This is a genomic window from Methyloradius palustris (assembly GCF_019703875.1).
Taxonomy (GTDB): domain Bacteria; phylum Pseudomonadota; class Gammaproteobacteria; order Burkholderiales; family Methylophilaceae; genus Methyloradius; species Methyloradius palustris.
The window spans coordinates 1602563-1629382 of the sequence record NZ_AP024110.1; the positions used below are offsets into that span (position 1 = coordinate 1602563).

Annotated in this window: 23 protein-coding genes; 4 read left to right on the plus strand and 19 right to left on the minus strand. The window is 44.6% G+C overall.

Translation table 11 applies throughout. The features are described 5' to 3' along the window. Nucleotides 1–2 precede the first annotated feature (2 nt). From ZMTM_RS07735 to gltX, 10 genes are all read right to left on the minus strand, one after another. Nucleotides 3–1421, minus strand: a complete 1419-nt coding sequence (locus tag ZMTM_RS07735) for a DUF6513 domain-containing protein (RefSeq protein ID WP_221763334.1) — start codon at nucleotides 1419–1421, stop codon at nucleotides 3–5. Further along, on the minus strand, nucleotides 1397–1945 hold the full coding sequence (locus tag ZMTM_RS07740) for a flavoprotein (RefSeq protein WP_404804660.1): 549 nt from the start codon (nucleotides 1943–1945) through the stop codon (nucleotides 1397–1399). The genes ZMTM_RS07735 and ZMTM_RS07740 overlap by 25 nt, the downstream gene beginning before the upstream one ends. A gap of 6 nt (nucleotides 1946–1951) precedes the next feature. After that, nucleotides 1952–3265, minus strand: coding sequence for an adenylosuccinate synthase (locus ZMTM_RS07745; RefSeq protein ID WP_221763335.1), 1314 nt, complete (start codon nucleotides 3263–3265; stop codon nucleotides 1952–1954). 55 nt (nucleotides 3266–3320) lie between these two features. Then, nucleotides 3321–4490, minus strand: a complete 1170-nt coding sequence (locus tag ZMTM_RS07750) for an ATP phosphoribosyltransferase regulatory subunit (protein WP_221763336.1) — start codon at nucleotides 4488–4490, stop codon at nucleotides 3321–3323. 9 nt (nucleotides 4491–4499) lie between these two features. Further along, on the minus strand, nucleotides 4500–4700 hold the full coding sequence (locus ZMTM_RS07755) for a DUF2065 domain-containing protein (protein ID WP_221763337.1): 201 nt from the start codon (nucleotides 4698–4700) through the stop codon (nucleotides 4500–4502). A gap of 49 nt (nucleotides 4701–4749) precedes the next feature. Beyond that, the gene (gene hflC / locus ZMTM_RS07760) at nucleotides 4750–5622 is read right to left on the minus strand and encodes a protease modulator HflC (protein ID WP_221763338.1); all 873 of its coding nucleotides are present in this window, start codon (nucleotides 5620–5622) and stop codon (nucleotides 4750–4752) included. A gap of 17 nt (nucleotides 5623–5639) precedes the next feature. Further along, on the minus strand, nucleotides 5640–6818 hold the full coding sequence (hflK, locus tag ZMTM_RS07765; RefSeq protein WP_221763339.1) for an FtsH protease activity modulator HflK: 1179 nt from the start codon (nucleotides 6816–6818) through the stop codon (nucleotides 5640–5642). A gap of 29 nt (nucleotides 6819–6847) precedes the next feature. Continuing rightward, on the minus strand, nucleotides 6848–7987 hold the full coding sequence (gene hflX, locus ZMTM_RS07770; protein WP_221763340.1) for a GTPase HflX: 1140 nt from the start codon (nucleotides 7985–7987) through the stop codon (nucleotides 6848–6850). 24 nt (nucleotides 7988–8011) lie between these two features. Further along, the gene (hfq, locus tag ZMTM_RS07775; RefSeq protein ID WP_221763341.1) at nucleotides 8012–8251 is read right to left on the minus strand and encodes an RNA chaperone Hfq; all 240 of its coding nucleotides are present in this window, start codon (nucleotides 8249–8251) and stop codon (nucleotides 8012–8014) included. 204 nt (nucleotides 8252–8455) lie between these two features. Continuing rightward, the gene (gene gltX / locus ZMTM_RS07780) at nucleotides 8456–9865 is read right to left on the minus strand and encodes a glutamate--tRNA ligase (RefSeq protein ID WP_221763342.1); all 1410 of its coding nucleotides are present in this window, start codon (nucleotides 9863–9865) and stop codon (nucleotides 8456–8458) included. A 372-nt stretch (nucleotides 9866–10237) separates the two neighbouring features. Between gltX and ZMTM_RS07785 the strand changes: the two genes are divergently transcribed. Continuing rightward, on the plus strand, nucleotides 10238–11884 hold the full coding sequence (locus ZMTM_RS07785) for a hypothetical protein (RefSeq protein WP_221763343.1): 1647 nt from the start codon (nucleotides 10238–10240) through the stop codon (nucleotides 11882–11884). A 31-nt stretch (nucleotides 11885–11915) separates the two neighbouring features. Here ZMTM_RS07785 and ZMTM_RS07790 read toward each other — a convergent pair whose 3' ends face one another. The 3 genes from ZMTM_RS07790 to ZMTM_RS07800 are packed head-to-tail and all read right to left on the minus strand — an operon-like array spanning nucleotide 11916 to nucleotide 17680. Further along, nucleotides 11916–13352 carry an efflux transporter outer membrane subunit gene (locus ZMTM_RS07790; RefSeq protein WP_221763344.1) on the minus strand — a complete coding sequence of 479 codons (1437 nt, stop codon included), beginning with the start codon at nucleotides 13350–13352 and terminating at the stop codon, nucleotides 11916–11918. Further along, the gene (locus tag ZMTM_RS07795) at nucleotides 13349–16465 is read right to left on the minus strand and encodes an efflux RND transporter permease subunit (protein ID WP_221763345.1); all 3117 of its coding nucleotides are present in this window, start codon (nucleotides 16463–16465) and stop codon (nucleotides 13349–13351) included. The genes ZMTM_RS07790 and ZMTM_RS07795 overlap by 4 nt, the downstream gene beginning before the upstream one ends. A 12-nt stretch (nucleotides 16466–16477) precedes the next feature. Next, nucleotides 16478–17680, minus strand: a complete 1203-nt coding sequence (locus ZMTM_RS07800) for an efflux RND transporter periplasmic adaptor subunit (RefSeq protein ID WP_225906989.1) — start codon at nucleotides 17678–17680, stop codon at nucleotides 16478–16480. A gap of 138 nt (nucleotides 17681–17818) precedes the next feature. Between ZMTM_RS07800 and ZMTM_RS07805 the strand changes: the two genes are divergently transcribed. The 3 genes from ZMTM_RS07805 to ZMTM_RS07815 all read left to right on the plus strand — a co-directional run bounded on the left by ZMTM_RS07805 (nucleotide 17819) and on the right by ZMTM_RS07815 (nucleotide 21288). Then, entirely contained in the window at nucleotides 17819–18436 is a 618-nt protein-coding gene (locus ZMTM_RS07805; protein ID WP_221763346.1) for a TetR family transcriptional regulator, read from the plus strand. Between the two features lie 271 nt (nucleotides 18437–18707). Further along, a complete protein-coding gene (locus tag ZMTM_RS07810) occupies nucleotides 18708–20867 on the plus strand; it encodes a putative bifunctional diguanylate cyclase/phosphodiesterase (RefSeq protein ID WP_221763347.1) in 2160 nt (719 codons plus the stop codon). Nucleotides 20868–20943: 76 nt separating this feature from the next. Then, nucleotides 20944–21288, plus strand: coding sequence for a hypothetical protein (locus ZMTM_RS07815; protein WP_221763348.1), 345 nt, complete (start codon nucleotides 20944–20946; stop codon nucleotides 21286–21288). Nucleotides 21289–21298: 10 nt separating this feature from the next. Here ZMTM_RS07815 and rimO read toward each other — a convergent pair whose 3' ends face one another. The 6 genes from rimO to ZMTM_RS07845 form a co-directional block, all read right to left on the minus strand. After that, nucleotides 21299–22627, minus strand: coding sequence for a 30S ribosomal protein S12 methylthiotransferase RimO (gene rimO / locus ZMTM_RS07820; protein WP_221763349.1), 1329 nt, complete (start codon nucleotides 22625–22627; stop codon nucleotides 21299–21301). A gap of 78 nt (nucleotides 22628–22705) precedes the next feature. Further along, nucleotides 22706–23788, minus strand: a complete 1083-nt coding sequence (locus tag ZMTM_RS07825) for a class I SAM-dependent methyltransferase (RefSeq protein ID WP_221763350.1) — start codon at nucleotides 23786–23788, stop codon at nucleotides 22706–22708. A 279-nt stretch (nucleotides 23789–24067) separates the two neighbouring features. Continuing rightward, nucleotides 24068–24790: a class I SAM-dependent methyltransferase gene (locus ZMTM_RS07830; protein ID WP_221763351.1), complete on the minus strand. Its 723-nt coding sequence runs from the start codon at nucleotides 24788–24790 to the stop codon at nucleotides 24068–24070. Between the two features lie 39 nt (nucleotides 24791–24829). Next, nucleotides 24830–25609: a phytanoyl-CoA dioxygenase family protein gene (locus tag ZMTM_RS07835; RefSeq protein ID WP_221763352.1), complete on the minus strand. Its 780-nt coding sequence runs from the start codon at nucleotides 25607–25609 to the stop codon at nucleotides 24830–24832. Nucleotides 25610–25629: 20 nt separating this feature from the next. Next, nucleotides 25630–26085, minus strand: a complete 456-nt coding sequence (locus tag ZMTM_RS07840; protein WP_221763353.1) for a GNAT family N-acetyltransferase — start codon at nucleotides 26083–26085, stop codon at nucleotides 25630–25632. A gap of 24 nt (nucleotides 26086–26109) precedes the next feature. Beyond that, nucleotides 26110–26808 (minus strand): WbqC family protein, encoded by a 699-nt coding sequence (locus ZMTM_RS07845; RefSeq protein WP_221763354.1) that lies wholly within the window; start codon nucleotides 26806–26808, stop codon nucleotides 26110–26112. Nucleotides 26809–26820 lie beyond the last annotated feature (12 nt).

Here is a 26820-nt window from a genome sequence, read left to right on the forward strand (position 1 = left end):
AGCTAGTCATTTTTAGTCTTTTTAACGCTTTTTTCTTTCAGCGAAGCATCACGATGCGCCATGCGGTCTTCTGGCTTTTTCTCATGCGTCGCTATCCCCCAACGTAATTCCTCGTCTTGGTTGTATCGTTTTTTAAGCTGCCATGCGATCTGCGCACGCGCCAGCTCTACGCCAAGGTAGAACGCATGTGAGGCATCATCATCCACCTTTAAACATTGGTAAAGCGCGAAAGGATCTGTTGATTGGAATATGCCATCGCGATTAAAGATATGCACGCCATCTTCACTCACTTGTATGCGAAAACTTGGATCTTTGATTTGTGCTGCAATTTCCTGGATTTCTGCTGCCGTGTAGGTAAATGGGCGCCTGTCATGCAAGCCCAATAAACCATCACTGTAATCTCGCGGCAAACGTCGATCTTCACGTGCAGCAAACATCACACGCCTTGCGATATCAGCCTCTGCGACCGCATTCACAGCATGCGGGCTAACTGAGGTGGCTAAGACGGCATTAATATTAAGCTCACTGATAATACCGAATAAAATCGCGTTGATACCCGTAGTATCAGCATCAGTAAGCTCAGTAAGATTACCCACGCCCATCATAATTTGAATTTCAGGGTAATGTTTCCGTAAACGCTGGTAGCGAACGATCGACTGGGTAAAGCCGAAGGGAATAGGGTCAAGTATCGCATCCGCAATAAAAGGCTTCCCTTTAGCTTGCATGGCATCAATCGCTCGATATAAAGATGGCAAGCTACCGACTTTTGCAGGAATCAGAATGGGCGTTGAAGCGACTTCATCGGCAATCCATAAGGTTTTTTCTGTGAGGCTTAAAAGATAATCTGCACCCGCCTTACCAGCCAGCAATAAATCATCGTTATTGAGGGAATCAACGCTGACTTTAAAACCTTGAGATTGTAGTGCCTGAATGGCATCGACCAAATGTGGAAATGGTGTGTTAGGTAAGCAACCAAGGTCAATGACGTTAGCACCCTGCTTTTTGTAATGCTCTGCACGCGCAACGATGCCTTCCAAGGTGAGCTCGGGCGCCTCTACGATTTCAGCAAAGATTTTTACGTCATACATGGAGATGTCCGGCGCCTTGCCGCCACGGCCAAAAAACTGCGGTAAATCTTTCAAGTCTTCAGGGCCTCGTTCTACGGGAATCCCATATTTCTCTTCCAGAATACGCAAATCTCCGCGGCATAAGCCAGGCACCAGCAATTTATCAGCATCGCCGACATCGTTTAATCGGCGAACAATCAATTCTGGCGTCATCAAGGCTGCAACAGAAACACCAATTTGGGCGACTCTGTATTTGAAATCAAGGCCTTCGGCAGAAGCTTGCATGCCTTCAAGCACTTTGTGCAGGCTTTTTTCGGCAAGCTTGCCAGTTAAAAAGAGGAGGCTCTCAGCCATGCTAATCTGGCCTGGATAGCCGCATTGAGTTGCAAGATGTCAGCTGCGACTGTGGTCTGTTCAAACGTCTTCAGCTTTTCCATATTCTCGAGATCAATAGCGCGTGGGTATACTTTAACCATATTCTCATGCGGTGCTTCGGATTCAATTTCAGGGGCGGTATCACAGGCAAACACAATGGTTGGCACCCGACATTTTCCAGCTTGCGCAAATACATTGGTCACGAGCGTATCGGAAATACCATAGACCATTTTGGCAACAGTATTCGAAGTGGCTGGCGCTACCACCACCGTATGGTAATTACCTTGGTAGAAGAACTCGACTGGCACTGAGCTGGCAGTTTTGTCCTGATATACACGCGCAACATGATGTTCATAACCATACTGCTTAATGATCTCAGCCGCTGCTTTACTCAGGAATAAATCGACATTCTCTAGCGGCTCGATAAGCTCAAGACATTCCCTAAGATAATGCCCTGAACCCGTAATTGCCCATGCCAAGCGCTGTTGTAAGATCGGCTTCACAAAAGACTATGCGAATGGATGGCGTAAAACGATAGTTTCATCACGTTCTGGGCCAGTGGAAACGATATCAACAGGCACGCCACACAACTCTTCCAGACGTTTGAGATAAGCACGTGCGTTCTGTGGCAAGCCGTCCCAAGTGTTCACACCAAAAGTGCTCTCTGACCACCCTTGCAATGTTTCATAAATTGGCTTGCAGCGCGCGACATCTTCAGCACCAACGGGCAGCATATCCGTGACTTTCCCATCCAGCTCGTAGCCAGTGCAAATATCCAGTTCGGCGATACCATCCAACACGTCCAGCTTGGTAATGCACAAACCAGTAAGTCCATTGATACGGGCTGAGCGACGCAGTGCACCAGCATCAAACCAGCCACAACGGCGTTTTCGCTTGGTCACAGTACCAATTTCACGGCCTTTGTCAGACATCTGGAATCCAGGTGAATCAATACAGTCGATATCCAGTTCGCTCGGGAACGGACCGCCGCCAACACGGGTAGTATAGGCCTTGGTAATACCCAACACATAATGCAGCATATCCGGGCCAACGCCTGAGCCTGCTGAGGCCTGACCAGCCACACAGTTAGATGAAGTGACGTAAGGGTAAGTGCCGTGATCGACATCCAGCAAAGTACCCTGTGCACCTTCAAACAGAAGGTTCTTGCCTGCTTTATGAGCATCATAAAGTGCGGCCGAAATATCAGTCACTAACGGACGTATATGTTCAGCACGTGATAATGCTGAATCCAGCTGTTGCTGAAAATCCACTGCTTCAACATTGAAATACTTGGTCAGTACAAAGTTATGGTAATCCAGCACTTCAGCCAGCTTTTCAGCAAACCGCTCTGGGTAGAACAAGTCATACACACGCAATGCGCGACGGGCGACTTTATCTTCGTAAGTCGGGCCAATGCCCTTGCCCGTAGTACCGATTTTCTTGTCACGTGCAGCTTCTCGCGCGTTATCCAGTTTGACGTGATAATCCATAATCAGCGGGCAACCAGGGCTGACTTTCAGGCGGCTGCGAACTTCGATACCTTCTTTTTCCAGACCTGCGATTTCGTATAACAAGTGTCCAGCATCCAGCACTACGCCGTTGCCGATAAAACATTCAATGCCTTCGCGAACGATGCCTGAAGGTACAAGATTGAGTTTGTATTCACGCTGTTTTGCACCCTGGCCAATAACCAAGGTATGCCCAGCGTTATGGCCGCCCTGAAAGCGCACTACCCCTTGGGCATGATCGGTGAGCCAGTCAACGATTTTGCCTTTTCCTTCATCTCCCCACTGCGTGCCGATAACGACGACATTTTTTGCCATAAATGAACTCTATTTAATAATATTTATAAATGATTAACGGATGATCGTTTTAAAACTAGCTGACCAGTTCAGGTGCTGCAACCACTTGCCATTGCTGGTCTTTTTTGACTAACTTTCTGTCGCAATTCAATTCTGAGCGATGCGCTTCATGACCTGGTAATTCTTGTACTACCACGTGTCCTTCTGCGCGCAGTGCTTCAATCTTATTAGCTAACGCCACATCCATCTCGTATGGCGCAAAAATACCTTTCGGTAGCTCTGCGAGAGGCAATGCAATTACGATGCCGCGTAAATCAAGGCTAAAGCCAGTAGCTGGACGCGCACGCCCAAACACTGAGCCGACTTCATCATAGCGACCACCCAATGCCAAAGGCCCAGTATAGCCTTGCGCATAGGCAGCAAACACCATACCACTGTGGTAGTGGTAGCCGCGCAATTCAGCCAGATCAAAGCTGACATTCGCATTCATATCAGCCAGCTTCTCACTGACTTGCCTTAAATCACTCAGCGCTTGCGTGATAGGCTTGGTAGATGGCAAATACTTCTGCGCATCCTCAAGAATCTCACTACCGCCATTCAACTCAGTTAGCACGCACAAGGCATCACGTGTAGCCTTATCAAGACCTATAGCAAGGTCACTCACTGCAGATTGATCTTTGCTCTGCAAGGCGCCATAAAGCGCTTGCTCCAACGACGGTCTAATATTGGATTCACGTACTAAATGCCTGAAAATACCCACGTGACTAAAATCAATATGTAACGATTCTACGCCTGCGGCCTGCAGCGCCTTGATCATCAAACGCTGGATTTCAATATCACTCTCAACACTTGCGTGACCAAATAATTCTGCACCAATCTGCAATGGCTCACGCGTTTGAGCAAGACCATCTGGATTGGTTCTTAGCACACTACCTGCATAACATAAACGGGATACGCCTTGATTATTTAGCATGTGCGCATCAATGCGAGCAGCTTGCGGCGTAGTATCGGCGCGCACGCCCATCAAGCGGCCTGTCAGTTGATCAACCACCTTGAATGTTGCCAGATCAAGGTCATGCCCAACGCCTGTAATCAGCGATTCTAGATATTCGAGTAGCGGTGGAATGACATATTGATAGCCATGCACTTGGAATAAATCCAGTAGGCGACGGCGAAGCAACTCAATACGAGCAGCTTCGGCTGGCAGTACGTCTTCTATATATTCGGGGAGTGTCCAGTTACGCATATTGTTATTTTAATTGGCTAAAAAATGATGGGCAAACATGATGATACCCAAACCTACCAACATTGAAAGCAATCCAACAAATCTGAGTTGACCGTCTTTCAATGTCATCATGCGTTCAAATGTTTGCCGCCAGGCCTTTGGCGCGAGTAATGGAAGCAAACCTTCAAGCACTAACATCAAGCCAATAGCGACTATCAATGTAGTGCTCATAGGTTAATCTCTTTATCTAAAACTGCTTAAACAGTTTATTTCTTAACACTTATTTTTTGCCGCTGGAATTACGCATGTACTTAAAAAAGTCTGACGTCGGCTCTAACACCAATACATCGCTCTTGCTTTTGAAGCTACTACGATAGGCTTCAAGACTACGATAAAAAGCATAAAACTCTGGGTTTTTACCATAAGCATTCGCATAGATTTCAGAGGCTTTGGCATCGCCAGCACCTTTAGTATCCTGCGCTTGGCTATAAGCTTCAGCAATAATGACTTCACGTTGTTTGTCGGCATCCGCACGTATCTTTTCAGCAGCGCCCGCACCTTGTGAGCGCAATTCATTAGCTACGCGCTTACGTTCGGCTTCCATACGCTGATAGACAGATTCGCTAACTTCTTGCGGCAAATCCACACGTCTTAAGCGTACATCCAGCACTTCAATACCCATCTGACGCGATTCACGGTCGGCACTTTGTTGCAGAATCTCCATGATCTTGCCGCGCTCACCTGAAACCACTTCGTGAATCGTGCGTTTACCAAACTCGTCTCTCAGACCTGAGTTCACAGTTTGCGATAAACGACGTTCTGCTGCTAACTCATCGCCTTTAAGAGAAACATAGTATTTAGCAGGGTCGACAATGCGCCATTTGACGAATGAATCAACCAGTACATTTTTCTTTTCGCTGGTTAAAAAGCGGTCAGGCTCAACCCAGTTTAAAGTCAAAATACGGTTATCAAAATATTTCACATTATCAACAAATGGCATCTTGAAATAGAGGCCAGGTTGCTTTTTCACAGCAACAATCTCACCCAGTCTGAATACCAATGCATATTCACGCTGATCTACAGTAAATGCCGATAAGCTGATGAGCAAAATCGCAGCAATAATACCAATTAAAACAGTACCTATACTTTTCATAATCTTGGCCCTATTCCTTATCTTGTCTCACGGTCACGGCTGCGGAAAGCGTCACGTGAGCGCAATGAATTGCTGTCTATTTCGGGCATTACTGTGTTTGGCGGAACACTAGGTGCGGCGGCTGCACCAACGGTAGCCGAATTAGTAGTGTTCATGAGCTTATCCAAAGGCAAGTAAAGCAGGCTATTGCCGTTTTTCTGGTCAACAATCACCTTGCTTACGCTAGATAAAATCTGCTCTTGGGCATCAATATATAGACGCTGACGAGTCACCTCTGGAGCACGCTGATATTGAGTCAGCACCTGCTCAAAACGGCTGGCATTACCTTTGGCTTCGTTCTCCACACGCAATTTGTAACCCTGCGCTTCTTCAAGCAGTCTTGCTGCAGTGCCACGCGCTTTAGGAATCACATCATTGGCGTAAGCCTGCCCCTCATTCTTTTGGCGCTCTAAATCTTGACCTGCTTTAACAGCATCATCAAAAGCCGCTTGCACCTGCTCAGGTGGCTGCGCATTTTGCATGGTCACGTTAACCACGTTAATACCTGTTTTATAGCGATCAAGGATTTCCTGCATGATCGCTTTGGCGCGAACAGCGACTTCTTCACGGCCTTCATATAAAGCAAAATCCATTTTGCTTTTGCCGACGATTTCACGAATAGCGGTTTCAGCCACACCGCGCACAGAGTCTTCAGCTGAGCGATTGTTGAAAAGGTTATCTTCAACACTTTTCAGGTTGTACTGCACGGCAAACTGGATATCAATGATATTTTCATCATCGGTCAACATCAACGACTCACGCAGCTCCTTGCTCCTTGATGAGCGGCCTTCAGCCGTGCGGTAACCCACTTCAACCGTGCGCACTTGTTCCATGTTCACCACAGTGACGCTCTCAATCGGATAAGGCATGTGCCAGTGCGGGCCTTCAGCAGTGGTTTCAACATGCTTACCAAAGCGCAACACTACACCGCGTGAACCTTGGTCAACGATGTAAAAGCCTGTGGCAAACCAAACAATCGCGACCAGCGCAATAATAGGTAGTATCGGCAAGTTTTTGCTGTCAAATTGGGGCGGTTTATCGCCGCTGTCTTTTTTACCAAAAAGCGCATTGATCTTGCGTTTAAACTGACGCAATACCTCATCCAAATCGGGTGGGCCTTCGTTATTTCGATTGCCCCAACCGGGATCATTAGCCATAACTTACTCCGAAAAAATCAAATCAAAAATTATATAACGACGCTTGCATCTAGCTGCGGCGCAGAGAGTTGCTGACGCAAGTACTGATAATGTTCAATCAATACCTGCCTGATCAAATCCAACCCTTCACCTGTTCTTGCTGACACTCTAACTTTGCTAATTCTACCATACTCATCTCGCTCCAACCCTGCTGGCAAGCCTGCTCTATCTATCTGATTGAGCACCAACACTTGGGGCACATCGGCTGTGCCGATTTCATTCAGCACCTTGTTGACTTCTACTATCTGATCTTCGCGATTGTCACTTGCGGTGTCCACAATGTGCAACAACAGGTCAGCCTGCACAGCCTCTTCCAAGGTTGCACCGAAAGCTTCAACTAGTGCATGGGGAAGATGTTTAATGAACCCAACGGTATCAGATAAAACTACAGCGCCAGCCTCTGGAATATAGAGCTTGCGGGTTGTGGTATCCAAGGTAGCAAACAGCTGATTTGCTACATAGACTCCTGATTGCGTCAAACGATTAAACAAAGTGGATTTCCCCGTATTCGTGTAACCGACCAAGGACACTGTCATGACACCAGAGCGTTTACGTGAACGCCGCTGCATACCACGCTGCTGTTTCAGCTTACTGAGTTTCTCACGTAATTGTTTCACGCGTATTCTCAGCATGCGCCTGTCTAACTCCAGCTGGGTTTCGCCTGGGCCGCCACGCACACCGATACCGCCCTTTTGGCGTTCCAAGTGAGTCCAGCCACGCACTAATCTTGTTGATAAATGTTCAAGCTGAGCAAGCTCTACCTGTAATTTACCTTCATGGCTTTGTGCACGTTGGGCAAAAATATCAAGAATCAATCCCGTACGATCAGCTACTCGCGCTTCAAGCATGCGCTCAAGATTACGTTGCTGTGAGGGGCTTAAATCATGATTAAAAACCGCTACTTTGGCTTCAGCATCCTGCATCATTTGCTTGAGCTCATCGGCCTTACCCGAACCTATGAACAACTTGGCATCAGGCTTGGCACGACGACCTTCAAGCGTACCAACGATATTCATACCAGCACTGATAGCGAGCTGCCTGAGCTCCTGCAGACTCTCTTCGTAATCTGGCTCACCAAAATCAATACTGACCAGAATGACGGCGTCACCACCCACTGGTCGATCAAGCATGAGTTTTAAACTTCAAAGATAGAATTATTCTTCAGCGCTGTGGCTAGCAGGAAGGGTAACTGCCCTACCAGGCACAATGGTTGAAATGGCGTGTTTATACACCATTTGAGTGACTGTGTTTTTTAGCAGAATGACATACTGGTCAAAAGAATCCACCTGACCTTGCAATTTAATACCATTCACGAGGTAGATAGAAACTGGCACATGCTCTTTACGCAAAGCATTTAAAAATGGGTCTTGGAGAGTTTGCCCTTTTACGTTCATTTTTTGCTCCTTTTCTATGGAGTTATTATCAGTTATGAAGCTTTATCAGCCGTTATGCGATGATGTTATTCAACCTTTGTGGGGCTGATTATTTGCAATACAAGTGATGCACAGAATAAAAGACCTGTAACACCTAATATTACTCATCGCATGAGTACGACTATATGAATATCAGTTTGTTCTAAAAATTTCACAAAATATGTATCAATGAGTATCAGTGAATTTTTTGATGCGGGAAATGACCTCATCACGCCCCAATAAATACATGACAGCATCAATACTAGGCGACTGCGCATTACCTGTCAGCATGACACGTAATGGCATGGCAATTTTCGGGAATTTGAGTTCATGCTCTGTGACTACTTGATTGATCAGAGCATGAATAACCTCGACTGACCACTCCAAACTAGCCAACTGATCTGCCATTGTTTTAATTGCGGGCAAAATATCAGAGGTGATGTGCTTGATAGCAGCCGCTTCGTCCACGGCAGGCATGTGATAAAAATAGGCAATGCTATCAGCAAGTTCGTTCAGCGTATTAGCACGATCGCGATATAGATCAATGACTTTCTGCAAATCTGGCGATGAATTACCCACACCCACAAAAACAGACTTTGACGCTAACCGTTTTGTAATATCAGCGGCCAAGTAGGCTAGATCAGCTTGTTTAATATAGTGTGAATTCAACCAATTCAATTTTTCCGTATTGAATTGCGCAGCTGAAGGCGTGATGTGGTCAAGGTCAAACCAGGCACAGAACTGATCCATACTAAAAATCTCGTCATCCCCATGCGACCAGCCCAAGCGTGCCAGGTAATTCAATACAGCCTCTGGCAAATAGCCATCTTCATCATATTGCATGACGCTTACTGCACCATGACGCTTGGAAAGTTTTTGGCCATCATTTCCAAGAATCATAGATAAGTGCGCATATTGCGGAATATCCGCACCCAAGGCATGCAACATATTGATCTGGCGCGGCGTATTGTTGACATGATCATCCCCACGAATCACTTGGGTAATGCCCATTTCCCAATCGTCAACCACTACACAAAAGTTATAAGTGGGCGTGCCATCTGCACGCGCAATAATCAGGTCATCCAATTCCTCGTTCGAGATATTAATCTCGCCTTTGACCATATCCTGCCAGTTGACCATACCCGTTTGTGGATTTTTAAAGCGAATTACAGGAGGAATGCCTTCCGGAATAGGCGGCAATGATTTTCCTGCCTCTGGCCGCCAACGACCATCGTAACGTGGCTTCAAGCCCTGTTGCATTTGGCGCTCACGCAATGCTTCGAGCTCCTCCTTGCTGCTGTAACAGTGGTAAGCCTTGCCTTCATTGAGTAACTTCTGGATCACCTCTTTGTAGCGCTCCATGCGCTGCATCTGATAGAACGGACCTTCATCCCAACTCAGCCCCAGCCACCCCATGCCATCCAATATCGCCTGTACAGCTTCTGGAGTTGATCTGGCAACGTCGGTATCTTCAATGCGTAAAATAAACTGGCCTGCATGCTTGCGGGCATATGCCCATGAAAATAGCGCGGTACGAGCACCCCCTATATGTAAAAAACCAGTGGGGCTTGGTGCAAAACGAGTACGAATTGTCATTGAACTGAGGTGTTTACTAAAAGCATAATTTTATCATGTCACAGAGAATTAATATCTTTAATACTGTCTCACTTAATATCCAAGCTTAATGAGCACTTGCAGGGATATTTCGATAAGCCTTCATGACTCTATAAATGTTGAGATTTGTACGAATTCGTTTTAATTCTAACAAGTAACAATGATAGTTCTGACTGGGGAATGCACAGTGCAAGGCATTCATAAGGTATGTTTACAGCAATCTAGCATAAGTATTTAATATCTAAATGTTTTTACATCTAAAATTAATTCAGGCATGATTCTAGCTAGATATTATTATGACATTTGAAAAATAATGTAATAAAAATAACGATGAATTACGGGAACGAGTGGTGAATGAAGTCAATTTTTAACAAGCTGATTACCAAACCAGCCAAAGATCCAATTGCCGATTATTTAATTTGGCTGAATGATCTGGGTAGTCTGGATGAAATTACTGCGCTCCAAACAACGACCAAGCATCTCACCAAGTTTCTGGAAGATGACCGATTTAGCGTTGAATCCCGCTTCAACATCTTGATGAAGATTGATGAATTCAATCATCCATTTATCGAAAATATCATGCTGCAATATGCCAAGTTTGAAAACTTGCGCCCTGAGCTTGAATTACGCATCTCTGAAACTGCCTACTATTATCAGCGTCAATTGTTTCTCAACTATCGCAAGCAGATAGAAAGATCAGAAACTCAGGACACCATGCAGTTTGCATGGAACCAGCGCGAAATATTGTTCGCGCGTGCCATGCAAGCAGCTTTTGCCATGATTAAGCTACGCTACTTCAGGCACCAGCCTGTGCCTGATGCTGCCTGGACGCAGATATATAGCCTGTATAAATTAGCTGAAGATGAAAATCTGCTAGATAAATCCATCAGGCTATATGAAGACACAGGCAGCACCTCAATTTCAACTATGTTGGTTCAAGCATCAATGTTGGACTCACTTGATCATTCCAACATGAAGCGGCAAGACATCAATCTGATCTGCCAGTTATTGAGAAAGCTGGTTCCAAGTATCAATATCAGCAAAAACTATGATGAGAAATCTTTTCTATTTTATATAGACCTCAGCATTGATAAAGGCGCAAAGCGGGTAAGAAATTTCACCCCTACGCCTAACTGTAGATACTGGAATATGGAAGGTATATCACTTTCCATTGAGTTGCTGACCAACTCCACCAATATCAAGCAATCACTGGAAAGCCTTTCGCTACCAGACTTATACGGCGCACCATCACTGATGGAAGTGATCAATCATCTTTATACAGAATGGTCAAAAAGTGGCTATAAACGTCAGCGTAGAAAAGAAGAGAGAAAGTCGACATTACGCACTGCCGCTGTGACTTTTGGCATTGAAACCATCTGTAGCCAGATGAAATTTATTGCCAATAAAAAAGCCATGCGTAATACACAACTTGATAGTGTAAAGACCTTTGAAGAGCGTCTACAGTCGCATTCACTGAGCAAAAATATGCCGACCACCTTAATGCCCTACTCAGTTGGTGGACAATGGACTATTACTGATGAAAGTACAAAAGGCTATGGAGCAGTGGTCAGCAAGGAGTTATCTGCGAGCATCAAGCCTGACATGCTGATTGGCCTGACACTTGATGAACAACGCGAATCAGTGGTTATTGGTGTGATTAAAGGCATCAAGATGCTGTCAAACGGCCAGACCCATGTGGGCGTTGAAGTGTTTTCCAAGCAGGCATCCTTGGTACAAGTGACTAAAACCGATAATGCAGAAGATAATTTCGTTACGAAATCAGAACGGCCAACGCTTAATGTGAATGGCTTTCAGGGCTTGTATCTTGCAAAAGAAGCTGGAGTAACTGAAACGCCCTCTGTGTTATTACCTAGATTGCGCTTTGTGCATCATTCGTTTTACGAAATCAGCAATATGACTAAAAAGGTAGTGTTTAAGCTCGGCACACCAACAGAAGCTAAAGATGACTGGGCAAAAGTACCACTAACAAGCGTGAAATAGCCTCCAAAGGCTATCCCACCCTTGTTGAGTCTTATTGCTTTGCGACAGCTTGCTGCTGCGGATCTTTCCAGCCACCGCCCAATGCCTTGAATAAATCCACACTCGCACTCAAACGTGACTGACGGCTCTGAATATAAGCCAATGCCGCATCGTTATAGGTACGTTGTGAATCTAGTACATCCAAGTAACCTGAGTAGCCTGACTTATAGCGATTCTCGGCAATCATCAGTGCGCGTTTCGATGCATCTTTGCTGGTTTGCAAAGCGGCTTCTCTCTCGGCAGTACGGCTTAATGTGACCAATGCATCGCTGACTTCTTTAAATCCAGTCTGGATTGATGATTCGTATGAAGCCAGAGCCTGCTTCTGCTTAGCAGTTGCCTGATCCACCCTGGCATCTAAACGACCAGAATCAAAGATAGGCAGGTTAAGGCTTAAACCACCAGTCCAGATGCGCGCTGCAGATTTCAACACATCACTCAAATCAGCACTCTGGCCGCCGTAATTCGCAGTCAGCGAAATCGTCGGGAATAACGCAGCTTTAGCCACACCAATATTCGCATTTGCTGCAATCATAGAGGCTTCTGACTGACGAATATCAGGCCGCGCAGCCAGTAAGCTGGATGGCAATCCCACGGGCGGAATCGGTGGGATTGGCAAGCTATCTAGTGTGCCTGCTGGAATTGTTAACGCTAGGTCGCCAGTAAGCACCGCTAGTTGATGTTCAGCGATATCGCGCTGCCTTTTAAGTTCAGCCACTTGCGCAACCAGATTAGAGCTTGCAACTTGTGCTTGCTCAACATCTAGCCCAGAAGAGACGCCACCTTGCAGGCGACGTTTGGTTAACGCCAGACTTTCTTCACGGCTCTTTAAGCTGTCTTCCGTCAATGCAGTTTGCGCTTCAAGGCTGCGCAACAACAGATAATTACTAACCACCAGCCCCTTAAGGGAGAGATCAACCGTATCTTTGGCATAACGTGTAGATAAAGCCTGCGCGCGTGCTGACTCTTTCAAGCGACGTAAACGACCCCAGAAATCGAGTTCAAAATTAGTGCCAATCTGGCCACTGAAGTTGTTTCTCACTGGCGGCACCGATGAAGGTAATGGCGTTGCACCTAACTGAGAAATACGCGAACGACTACCACTGCCATCGAAATCTATCTCAGGGAATAAAGCAGCACCAACCTCACGCAAATAGGCGTCAGACTCTTCAACCTTGGCCACAGCCAGTTTGATATCGGTATTATTTTTGAGTGCTTTTTCTACTAATTCATTAAGCACTGGGTCCTGATACAGTTGCCACCAAGTGCTTGATACTTCAGCTTCATTCGAAGCTTGGACAGGTTCCACCGCGCTGTACTGCGGTGGCACATTAGCCTCTGGTCTCTTGTAATCAGGCCCGACCATCATGCAACCTGGCATTAGGGTCGCGATTACTGCCAAATGAGCAATCTTAAAACGCGGCATCATACCGTTTCCTTTTCGTGATCATCATGATGATGTCTTGTACTATTTTTACCCGTGAGCCAAGTGAAGAATAGCGGGATAAAAATAGTCGCAATAAATGTAGCGAGCAACATGCCGCCAAATACACCAGTACCCATAGAGCGACGCGCTGCCGAGCCTGCGCCTGTGGCTACTACTAGTGGCACGATACCCAGAACGAATGCCATGGATGTCATCACAATCGGGCGGAAGCGTAAGCGTGCAGCTTCAATCGCAGCCTCCATGATAGGCATGCCCTCTTCCAGTTTCTGGCTAGCAAACTCTACAATCAGAATGGCGTTTTTAGCGGCCAAACCAACCAGCGTAATCAGCCCGATCTGGAAGTAAATATCGTTTGGCATACCGCGAATCAATACGGCCAGCAAAGCACCGGTTAAGGCAAATGGAACAGCCATAATCACAGCCAGTGGCAAAGCCCATGTTTCAAACTGAGCCGCCAAAATCAAGAACACCATAATGATGGCAAAGCTGAATGCAAATATTGCAGCTGAACCCGTGCGTTTCTCTTGATAAGCCTGGCCTGTCCATGCCACTTGATATCCATCTGGCAAGTTTTGCTTAGCAATTTTCTCAACCAACTTGATGGCATCACCTGAACTTACACCAGGGGCGCCGCCACCCAGTATTTTGGCTGACAGCAAGCCGTTGTAGCGTTCAAGTTGCTCTGCACCGACAATACTGCTGGTTTTGCTCAACGCGGAAAGCGGTATCATGTTGCCCGTATTTGAGCGCACATATACTTTGCCTAAGTCATCCGGTTTCATGCGGTATTGCGCATCCGCTTGCAATTGCACACGATAGGTACGGCCTGCCAGATTGAAGTCATTCACATAGAGCTGGCCCATCGTGCTCTGCAGGGTGTCGTATACATCGCTCACTGCAACGCCTTGTGAGATCGCTTTCGCTTCATCAACCTCGACAAATAATTGCGGAACTGTTGGGCGGAAGAAGGTATTGATGCCTGCAAGCCTAGGCTCTTGTTTCAGCGCACCAATAAAATCAGTTACCACGCTAAGCAAGTTCATAGGATTAGAGTCGCCACGGCTCTGTACGTATAACTCAAAGCCACCTGAGTTGCCAAGCCCACGAATAGCGGGTGGATTAAACGCAATAGCCAAACCATCTGGCTGCTGCATACCGATTCCAAACAGCTGCCCAACAATATCGTCAGCAGTTGCCTTACGTGCAGACCAATCTTTCATCCGCACGAACATGGTTGCAGCACTGGTTTTATTACCGCCACCAATCAAATCGAAACCATTGATGACGAACTCGGTAGCCACTCCCTCACGCTGTGAAATTGCAGAGCGCACTGCCTCCATGGTTTTGGTGCTGCGAGCCAGAGTTGCGCCGTCAGGCATGATCACGGCTGTCACCACATAGCCTTGATCTTCAGGTGGTACAAAACTGCCTGGCACTCGGATGAAAAGCACAATGGCAACGACGATAATTGCGCCAAATACGATCGCCCCAATAATCCGATGATGCAAGGTTAAAGTCACGGTGCTTTTATAAAAGTTAGTGAGCTTTAAAAAGCGATCGTTAAATGGTTTGAAGAATTTTGATTCTTTGTGCGTAGGTTTCAGCAGAATTGCACACAGTGCTGGTGTAAGCGTCAGCGCCACCATCCCTGAAATCACCACCGCGACAGCAACTGTGACAGCAAACTGGCGATACAACTCACCCGCAATACCACCTAGGAATGCCACTGGCACAAACACGGCGCACAAGACCAACACAATCGCCACAACCGCACCCGCAACTTGCTCCATAGATTTAATGGCGGCTTTGATTGGCGTTAACTTTTCTTCTGCCATCAGTCGCTCGATATTCTCGAGCACAACAATGGCATCATCCACCACAATCCCGATGGAAAGCACCATGGCAAAAAGCGTCAAAGTATTGATTGAGAAGCCGAACAGCCACAACCCTGCAAATGTACCTATCAATGAAATAGGCACAGCAATCAAAGGAATCAGGGTGGCGCGCCAGTTTTGCAAGAACAGGAATACTACAAGCACTACCAGTACCATGGCTTCACCCAAGGTCTTGACCACTTCTTCAATAGAGGCTTTAACGAAATCACTGGTGTCGTAAGGAATACGGTAATCCATGCCTTCAGGAAAGCGCGCCTTCAACTCTTCAAGCTTGGCTTTAATAGCAGTTGCTGTATCTAACGCATTGGCTCCCGTCTGCAAGAAAATGGCCAAAGCAACACCAGGCTGACCATCCAGCGTACTGCTTACGTTATAAGTTTGTGCGCCCAACTCAATGCGAGCAACGTCTTTAAGACGCAACACACCACTTGGGCCATTCGCCTTGATAATAATATTGCCAAATTCCGAAGGATCAACAAGACGGCCTTTAGCTGTCACTGTATAAACAATTTGCTGATCTTTAGGGGCAGGATCCTGACCTATCTTGCCCGCAGCATATTGCGCATTCTGGGCCTGAATAGCCGTTGATATATCGGTAGTACTAATACCAAGCTGCGCCATACGGTCTGGCTTTAGCCAAACACGCATTGCATAATCTTGCCCACCAAAAATGGTTACATCGCCCACACCCTTGATGCGCTTCATTTCATCGACCACGTTCAAGGTAGCGTAGTTACTCAAGTACAGTGGGTCGAATTTTTTGCTCGGTGAAATCAACATCGCTGCCATCAGGATGTCATTAGAACGCTTTTGGACGATCAGCCCAGTACGTCTCACTTCATCTGGCAACCGTGGTGTAGCGATATTGACGCGATTGCTGACGTTAAAAGTAGCTTGATTAACATCAGTACCTTGTTCGAAGGTAGCTGTAATAGTCAAAGTGCCGCTTGAGTCTGCGCTTGATTGATAGTAAAGCAAGCCTTCAACACCGCTCAACTGCTCTTCAATTGGCGCAGCTACTGTTTTAGAGAGTGTTTCAGCACTTGCACCTGGATAAGTTGCCGTTATCAGCACTGTAGGCGGAGCAATTTGCGGATATTGTGCAATCGGCAGTTTCATTGCCGCAGCGAGCCCTGCCAGCACGACAATAATCGACAATACTGAGGCAAAGATAGGGCGTGTAATAAAGAATCTAGTCATGATAATACCGCTTTATGATTGCTTGGCAGGTTGTGCTGATGGCGCGCCAGCTGGTGCTTCACCAAATGGATGCGGCGATACAGGTGCACCAGGACGTAGCTTGATAATGTTATCTACAATCACTTTATCGCCAGCTTTCAGACCATCCAGAATAATCCAATCGGTACCTACCCAATCACCAGGCACAATCGTGCGCACTGTGGCTTCATTCTTTTCGTTCAGCACATATACAAATTTACCCTGTGCAGCAGAAGAAACCGCCGCCTGAGGCACCAGGAATACACCATCGTGCGAACCTGTAGTAATTCGGGCACGTACAAACTGGCCAGGCAACAAACGTTTATCGCTATTCTCAAATGTAGCGCGCAACTGCTGCGTACCTAATGCAGGGTCAATCTGACTCGCAGCAAAATTGAGCTTGCCCTTCTGCATATATTGGCTGCCATCTGGCATGATCAATTCAACTTCTTTAACTGTCTTGTCACTTAAATGACCACCTAGTTTGGCTAACTCACTATCAGAAAAACTAAATCGTACCCAAATCGGTGAGAGTTGAACCAAAGTCGTTAACAGGCTAGTATTTGCAGAAACCAATGCACCTTCAGAAAACTGGAAGCGCCCGGAAATACCGCTTACTGGCGCAGTCACGGTGGTGTAAGAAAGATTCAGCTCAGCTTCACGCACACTTGCCTCACTTTGTAGCAATGAAGCTTTGGCGACATCATTATCAGAAAGTGAATTATCGTATTCACGCTGACTGATAGATTGAGTGGCAAGCAAGTTTTTTAATCTAGCTTCTTCGCGTTCGGTCTGCTCAACTTTAGCTTTTTGCTGTGCTAAAACAGCACGGGCTTGCGCCAAGGCAATTTGATAAGGCACAGGATCAATCTGGAACATTGCCTGGCCAGCTTTCACTGACTCGCCCTCTTCATAAAGGCGTTTAAGCAAGATACCGCCAACACGTGGACGTATCTCAACTTCTTTTGCACCCTCAGTTTGTGCCACAGCTTCTGCACTGACCGGCACACTGGCAGGTTGAATTTCTATCACACTGACGGGCATTGGTGGCATTTGGCCGCCAGCTTGGTCTTTTTTACCGCAGGCAAAAAGCGTGAATGCCACAAGCCCCAGCATAAGTATTGATACTGGCTTTTTAATGACGCTCACTTCGCGATTACCAGATTGTTTTTGATTATGATTGCGGAACATTGCCATGCGTAACTCCATGTCTAATATATAGATTTACTTGCTTACATTCTTGAATGTATGTATATTATATACAAACATGATTGTATGTAAACAATAATTTTTCGAATAAATACGATACGACTTTAAATGGACAACTTTTAAAACATGGTACGTAAAACTAAAGAAGATGCCGAAGTAACACGCCTGCGCATTATTGATGCAGCCCGCGAGGTGTTCCTTGTACGTGGCGTTAGCCGAACCACAATAGAACAAATCGCAACACAAGCCAATGTCACTCGCGGCGCAGTATATTGGCATTTCAACAATAAAACTGAATTGTTCCAGGCCATGCGCGAGCAAGTTTTTTTGCCGCTGATTGATCTGATTGATGATGCAGTATTAAACGAATCTACAGGGGATCCGTTAAACAGCATAGAACAATACTTCTGCGGCATTATTCAAACTTTAGAACAGTCAATAACTACACAACAGACATATGAAATCATGATGACAAAATGTGAATATGTTGAAGAACTTGCAGAAGTTCTGCAACAGATATTAAGCACATGTCAAAATATTGTACAAAAACTTGAAACTATCTACGCGCGTGCAGCCGCTAAAGACCTACTTAACAGCAATCACCACCCTGCCCAACTTGCCTTAGACACCCACTTGTTTTTTGTAGGCTTACTCAATATGTGGATAAAAGACACTGAATGCAAATATATCAGAGATAACGCTATTGATATCATTCGCCACCATGTACAAATGAAACGTAAGTAATCATTCTATCTTCTTGCTAAGTTTTTGGCTTACGAAGCACTTTGGACCTCGATACCTAACTCAGTTAAACACCAAAGCACCATCAACAGACCGCACTTCTTTAGTGCATGTTAGTCATTAGATTAACTTCAGCCTTAAAAAGGCTACTTCAAATTTTCTGAATCTTCAAGCTTTCAGTACTCAATATCAAGCTGGCCTAAAGTTTGCTCTAAATCTATCGTTCTCTTCAGTTATAGCTCATGAATACTTATATCTAAGAAAGTGGCCTTTAATGCGATTGCGCATCGCTCCCCGAATTCCAGAAGACCAATTTGTTAGTACAGGCGCCAATTCTTTTATTGTTGATTGGCTAAAAAACCGTGAAATCGTGCTGGATTCGCTCCTGCGCAACCTTGACGGCATGGCTTACTGTTGTCTGAATGATGAGCATTGGTCAATGATTTTTGTGAGTGAAGGCTGCACACGATTAACAGGCTATTACACCAAGGATTTACTGGATAACGGGAAAATCTCATACGAAGAATTGATACTGCCTGAAGATCGTCAGTTTGTACGAGAATCTGTCGCAACGGCCACCGCTAACCACCAAAGATTCAGTATCGAATATCGCATTAAAACACTAGACGGCAGTATCCGTTGGGTGCTCGAACGCGGCACAGGCATATTTAACAACCAAGGTGTGCTAGAAGCGCTGGAAGGGTTTATTCAGGACATTACCATACGCAAAAATAGTGAATATGAACTGCAACAGGCAGAAAAACGCTATCGCAGTATTTTTGAGAATACCGTTGAAGGCATTTTCCAGACTAGCCCTGAAGGTCGTTACCTGAACGCAAATCCATCGTTGGCGAGAATTTACGGGTATGAATCAGCTGAGGATCTGGTGTCTTCGTTGAATAATATTGAAAAACAGCTATATGTGAATCCGGGTATTCGTCAAGAGTTCGCCGAATTCATGCACTTGCACGGACGTGTGACCGATTTTGAGGCAGAGGTATATCGTGCGGATGGCAGCGTGATCTGGATTTCAGAAAACGCGCGCGAGGTAAAAGACGAGGCTGGTAAGTTACTCTATTACGAAGGCACAGTAGAAGACATTACACAGCGGAAAACATATAGCGAGCTTATCCAGTATCAAGCAACGCATGATGACCTGACGGGCTTACCCAATCGTGCCCTGCTCAAAGATCGATTGCAGCAGGCGATCAATAGTAGTGAGCGAAGTTACAGTCAGCTTGCAGTTGTGTTTGTTGATCTGGACCAGTTTAAAGATGTGAACGACAGCATGGGCCACCATGTAGGCGACAAATTGCTGATATCAATCGCCAACCGACTTGAGAGCTGTGTGAGGGAAAGCGACACCGTCTCTCGCCCAGGCGGCGATGAGTTTGTGTTGGTACTCTCAAACCTGAATGGATTAGATGCGCTGAGCCACACGCTACAGCGCATACTGACCATCACAGCCAACCCATGCGTGATTGATGGCCGTGAATTTGTGGTCACCTGCAGCATTGGAATCAGCATGTATCCTGAAGATGGAAAAGACTCGGAAACCCTGCTTAAAAATGCGGACACCGCGATGTATAAAGCCAAGCATGCGGGTAAAAACAATTTCCAGTTTTTTACCAAAGAGCTAAATGCTTCTTTAGTAGAGCGCCTTGAGCTTGAATACAGCATGCGACAAGCATTGTTGCACGATGAGTTCGTTCTGCATTTTCAGCCTAAACTTAGTTTTAAAACAGGCAAACTCACTGGAGTTGAAGCCCTAATTCGCTGGAACAGCCCGACACATGGCTTGATTCCACCAACCAAATTTATCCCGATCGCTGAAGAAACGAACCTGATTGAAAACATTGGTAGCTGGGTATTAGAAAAATCTTGCGAACAGTTAATAAAACTATATAAAACCACTGGCGTACGACTACCAGTTTCAATCAATATCTCGCCCAGACAGTTTTACCAGAAGCAATTAATACCGATGATTCAATCAGTGTTATCTAGAACTGGCCTGAGCCCTGACCTGCTAGAAATTGAAATCACTGAAGGTACACTGATTGAACATACTTCAAACTTCACAGAGATTCTTAAGAACCTGAAATCTCTTGGGATCAAACTAGCCATCGATGACTTTGGCACAGGCTACTCCAGCATGGGTTATCTCAAGAACTTCCCCATTGATAACCTGAAAATTGATAAGAGCTTTGTCATGGAGTTGGAAGAAGACATAGCCAATGAAGCCATTTTAAAAGCCATTGTCGCGCTTGGGCAAAACCTAGGCTTGAATGTCATCGCTGAAGGGGTAGAAACCCGCTATCAATATGACTTTTTGATGTCTATAGGCTGCAATGAAATGCAGGGCTACTTATTCAGCAAACCAGTGCCAATGGATCTGCTTGAGCTGATTGTGGATGCTGATCAGAAAAAACAATAAGTTCCGAGTATCAAAGCGCTTGTATCCTGAGATTGCTGGCGCTATGATGCGCTAAATACCAGCGTTAAGGAGTCTTGTGGATATTCATACAGGTGAAATTTACGGCAAACAAACGCCAAGTAAATTTGTGATGTATAGCGTGCTTAAAGTCAGCAAGCTAATTGTGACCCTTCAAAATATAGACAACCCACTCAGCCAATTTGAAACGACTGCAGAAAAGTTAAGTGGCGCTGGTTACATCAGGATTAGCCAAACGCCTTATATCGATACACAAGCACCCAAATCTAAAAAACGCAAAGCTGCATCAAAGAAGCCTAATCGGTGCCCTTACACTTTAGATTTTCTTGAATCACGTGCTGATAGCGAAAAGCCACAACCAATATTCAAAGACTTATTTTCCGAAGCTGCCCTGCCCACCTAAGCAACGCTAGTTAGTCACGATTAGGCGCCGAAGCCCATAAATCGTGGCCGTCAGACTTAATGATTTCCGCCTCAACCAAATCACCAGGCACTAAACCTTCAGCGCCCGACAAATAAACCACACCATCTATCTCTGGCGCATCTGCACTAGTACGGCCAATCGCCACATCACCATCAATCTCATCAACCAGCACCATTTCGATACGGCCTATTTTCTGTTCCAACTTCTTGGCACTAATGGCCTCTTGCACTTGCATAAAGCGGGCTAAACGCTCCTGTTTCAAAGTCTCTGGCACATGGTTATCTAATTGGTTAGCTGCCGCGCCATCTACAGCCGAGTAAGCAAAACAACCTACCCTGTCTAACTGTGCTTCTTCAAGAAAAGTTAATAGCGTTTCAAAGTCTTCATCAGTCTCGCCAGGGAAGCCAACAATGAAGGTACTACGTATGGTGATATCTGGGCATACATCACGCCAGGCTTTAATACGTGCCAGATTATTTTCACTACTAGCTGGGCGTTTCATAGCTTTTAGAATACGCGGGCTGGCATGCTGAAATGGCACATCAAGGTAAGGCAATATAATGCCATCAGCCATCAATGGAATGATCTCATCCACATGTGGGTATGGATATACATAGTGCATACGCACCCAAACACCTAATTCACCCAGCGCACTAGCAAGCTCTGTCATGCGAGTTTTAATCGGGCGGCCGTTCCAGAAGCCTGTGCGGTATTTCACATCTACACCATAAGCACTGGTGTCTTGTGAAATCACCAGCAACTCAGCAACACCTGCATTCACTAGGTTTTCAGCCTCTTGCATCACATCACCAATCGGGCGGCTCACTAGGTCGCCACGCATTGATGGAATAATGCAGAAGCTACAGCGGTGGTTACAGCCTTCTGATATTTTCAGGTAAGCATAATGCTGAGGCGTTAAACGTATACCTTGTGGCGGTACTAAATCGCTGTATGGGTCATGCGGCTTTGGCAAGTTGGCATGCACTGCGCTCATCACTTCCTCCAGCGCGTGTGGGCCAGTTACAGCTAGTACGCTAGGATGGGCATTCTTCACCACACCACTTTTTGCTCCCAAGCACCCAGTCACAATCACCTTGCCATTTTCGGCAAGCGCTTCGCCAATCGCATCTAACGATTCTTCAACCGCGCTGTCTATAAAACCACAAGTGTTTACCACCACGATATCTGAATCTTGGTACGACGCCGAAATTGCATAACCTTCAGCGCGTAATTGGGTAAGAATACGTTCAGAGTCAGAAGAAGCTTTAGGGCAGCCCAAAGAGACAAATCCTACTTTTGGGATGGGAGATTTAATCATTTAATTCACTTTATTGAAAAATACATTGATTTAATTAACTTTAATTTAGTCTGACTCGAATCAGCCATTGCCAGTTAATCACTTTAGCTGGATAAAGAGCGCACCGCCCATCGTGAATGCATTAGCAATTCTGGATTGATTTGCATAGACGAAATCGTCGCCAACTTTTTTCGGCCCATCACCATACGCCCACATATAATCGTCGAAGATGATCCAACCGCCATCAACCACGAATTTTCCCCAAGAGTCGATATCGGTCTTCACTGTGTCATACGAATGATTACCGTCAATGTGTAGAATTGAGACTTTCCCCACATAACGTGTCGCACCAAAGTACTCAGAACTGACAACACGATCTTCGGAATAGCACCTTGCGCCGTCTTTCGAAACCATACGCAGATAGTTAATGTGTTTTGCATTAAAGGGGAGCAAGCCAATGCAAAAAACGTTAAAGGCTTCATCTGCATCCACTTTTACCGATAAACTATCCACAATCTTTTCGTTCTGAAGGAGACCTGCATTACTCCATGGATCGACGCACAAAAGATTTCCGATTTGGAAATGCTGTGCTAACCACGACAATATAAATGCTGACTTCCCCCACCAACTGCCAATCTCAACGATATCCCCTTTGACTGAATGACGTGCAATTTCTAGCAGCACATGCAACTTCTCGTCATCACACATACCTGGTATCAGGTCGGTATAGCGGCACAACCCTGCCAATTCAACAATGCTAGGCATCGGATATGTCGCTGGAGTTATCGAAAGAGCTAATGGCTTCTCCACAAAACTCTCGGCTTTTTTTAGTGCAGCCCGATAGCCTCCCAGCACCTCGTCCACAGGCGATATGTTCGCCAATACAACATCTGGCGCCAAGCGACTCAGATGTTGCGCAAGATAGTCCCAGATCACGAAATTAGGAGTATAGACTTCTCCAATGTAGGACTCAGCGATTAACCTTTGCAGGGCTTCGTCGAAAGTCGGGTCAGTCACATAAGGTAACCATGCCCAAGTGGGATATAGTTCGCGCGCAGGGTCATAAGCTAGTGACGACGCACCGATGACTTCGCGATCCTGCTCATATGCATTTAATTTGTTGAGGTAAGCGACAGAACGTGGCATACCACCTGGAAAGATAAGGACAGATTTATGAGCCATGACTCAATCTCTGGGTTCGATATTCATATTGATGATTTTTTATTTCACTTATTTCTTGGTTAAAATTTCTAATCATTATTAAACCTCTTCAATACTTTCATGTAATTTAATTCATCAATATCGAGTTCTGGATGCAAATGAGGTCTAGACTTCAGCCGAAATAGAACTCGCAAGTATCACCGTAAAATATTGCGAAGATAGTTTGTGGAACTCCGGGGGAATTAGGCTAACGCCATAACATTGGCACGGGGATTGGCAAACTGACTCTATAATTTTTACTTATAGCGTGCAAATAGAATAGATACTTGAACAAAAACTTGGATAAATTTTACCCAGCTCATAAATTCCATCTAAATATTTATCATCAATAATGTTGGCTTGCAAAGCTTTATCCATTTGAAAATTAGCTAAACCCTTAAACAATAATCCACCACGGTGAAAAGTTTTTAGACCCGCGACTCTTATATCAAAATTTAGCGTATCAAAAGAGTATGTCCTGCGATGTCCGTGCACCCACTCAGGCTTTGTCACTGAGTTGTTTGTTTCAATTAAGCCCATAAAAACCGCAATTTGACGAGAAGGTGCATCAGCATTTGGCACTACTATAAACAAGCGCCCATGATCTGATAATAAACTCTTAATTTTAGTGAGCGCTAATACTGCATTGTCTAAATGCTCTAAGGTATTTATAAGAAATATTGAATTAAACTTCTGGGTAGTATCCAAGTCCTCTATAGTAGAGTTTATAAATTTAATGTCCTTCCTTACTCGGGATTGTGTCACCTTCATGGCTTCAGACGAGGCTTCAATGACAGTAATATCTGGAAAATACTTTTCTAATACTACTGTTGAATCCCCTTCGTAGCAGCCTATTTCTAAAGCAGGGCCATCTAAAAAAAATGGAACAAATTCTTTCATCATATAATCTCTGACTATCCCATCAAAGTCATAGTTATACTTTTTATCTTCTAGCGATATCGCTTCTTTATTAAAATCGCGCACTCTTCAGAACCTTCCGTGTTCAAATTAAATGGTCTTAAACTAACCTTGGTTAGAATGATATAAACGATGTTCTGGCTTCTGGTACCACTCGCTTAATGAAGTTGGTACCCGTGAATTGTAGCCCAATACTTGTCTTGTTAATTCTGACAAAACATGCCCATAAGTCTCGCCTAGCAATCTCGCATAATCCATTTGCGGCTTAATAAAAGCTGGCCCATAACTAAGCGTAAGAGCCACTCTATTTTTCTCAGTTACATTCAAGCCAGCACGATGCCAGAGATATGAATCAAATAACACAACTGTTCCAGCCCGACCTAACAATTGAACATAATTTTCGTTAAAAAACTCTTCATCCGGGGGCTCTGAACTTCGATGGGAGCCCACTAATACTTGAGTTGCACCATTTTCTTCAGTAAAGTCATTAAGCATCACCAGCATATTTATTCTGAAATGATATTCTGGAATAAACGTTCTAGTATCACGATGAATATTATGTACATAATTCAATTTTTTAGGCAGTCCACCTACTGGATTACAAGCATGTAATATATAGGGAGCGTTATTGAAATACAGATTCAAATATTCATGAAAAAGATGTTTATCAATAAAACTATCAATACTGTCTTGAGAACCAACTGAATGATGCGCAGTGCCATCACCTAATGCATTAATTCCCGCCTTAATTTGATATTGCTCACATATATCAACCCACTTTAAACAGTCGTTATTCAGGCGCTGAATAAAGTCATCGGATAAAGTGTTAGTAAAAACACAATACCCATGAACATCCATATTCTCTTTGAATAGCGCTAAATTCATCAAACACCTAGCTCCTGTTTTTAAAGTTGGGTAATACCGAGTCTCAACCGCATCATAATTTCTAAATCATCAGTCTGCGCTATTTCAAAATTGCATTTCTTGTAAAATGTAATTGCTCTCAAGTTTTCTTTGTCAACGCTTAGCTGGACTGACATCAGCCCAGTTGTATTTAAATATTGAATACAGCTTTGCATTAACTCTCTAGCAACGTGCTTACCCTGCCATGCTGGTAATACACTAATATTGGTAATGAAAGCGTGTTCTTGTCCATTGCAATAGACGGCTAGCAATCCAATCAATTTATTGAGTTCCCAAGCTTCAAAACGATATGCTAAATCCACAATCTTCTGAGCATATCCATGAATATCAACTTTACTCGACAGCCTGTTTAGAAACTCTTCATCACATAACCTTAAATGCATTTCTATGTCATTCGGGATAGAAGTATTTGTCAAATAGGTAACCGAGCTGTTCATGATAGGTTATACATTCAAAAAACATCAAATAAATTCATAATGCGTTGTAAGCCATTTTATTAAAGTTTCTTTCGAATTAAACATCATGCAATCAATCATAGAAAGCCAAGGTATAAAATTATTTTCGAATTGTTTGTATTCCGTGATATTTGATTTAATAAACTTCAATGCTATACCTTTCTGAAAAAAGTCATCTTTACCATATAACTCCACTCCCCCGATAGCATTAATATATTGTGATGCTCCCAATGATTCACAGATTGCAAATACTTTAGCTGTACCCTTCAGCTCATGGTCGATATCTAATGTAGAAGAAATAACAATTTTGGTATCAATTTCTAGATACTCACAAATTGAAACTACTGAGTAATAAATGAAATTAAATAAATTTTTTTCTTGGTAATTTATTATTTTTTCTAGCAAAGGAAGGGTCTGATAAAAGTATGGGGCTTTACTGTAAGCATTAGAAAGTTGATTTAACAGCTTACTTGCATCAAAACTCTCAGATATAAACCTTTCACTTATATTTAAAAAATCAGAATCGCTTTTTAAAGGCAGACTAAATAACTCATCTTTTCCATTTCTGAAGTAACGATTACGGTTTATCCAGCCTTTTTTGGTGTACTTGATATTGTCATAAATAACAAATACGTCTACTGCGGCAATCAGCTGAAAATAGCCGATATATGGCAGAAAATAAGGTTGCATGATCGCTAATTTCATAGGCTAGCAATA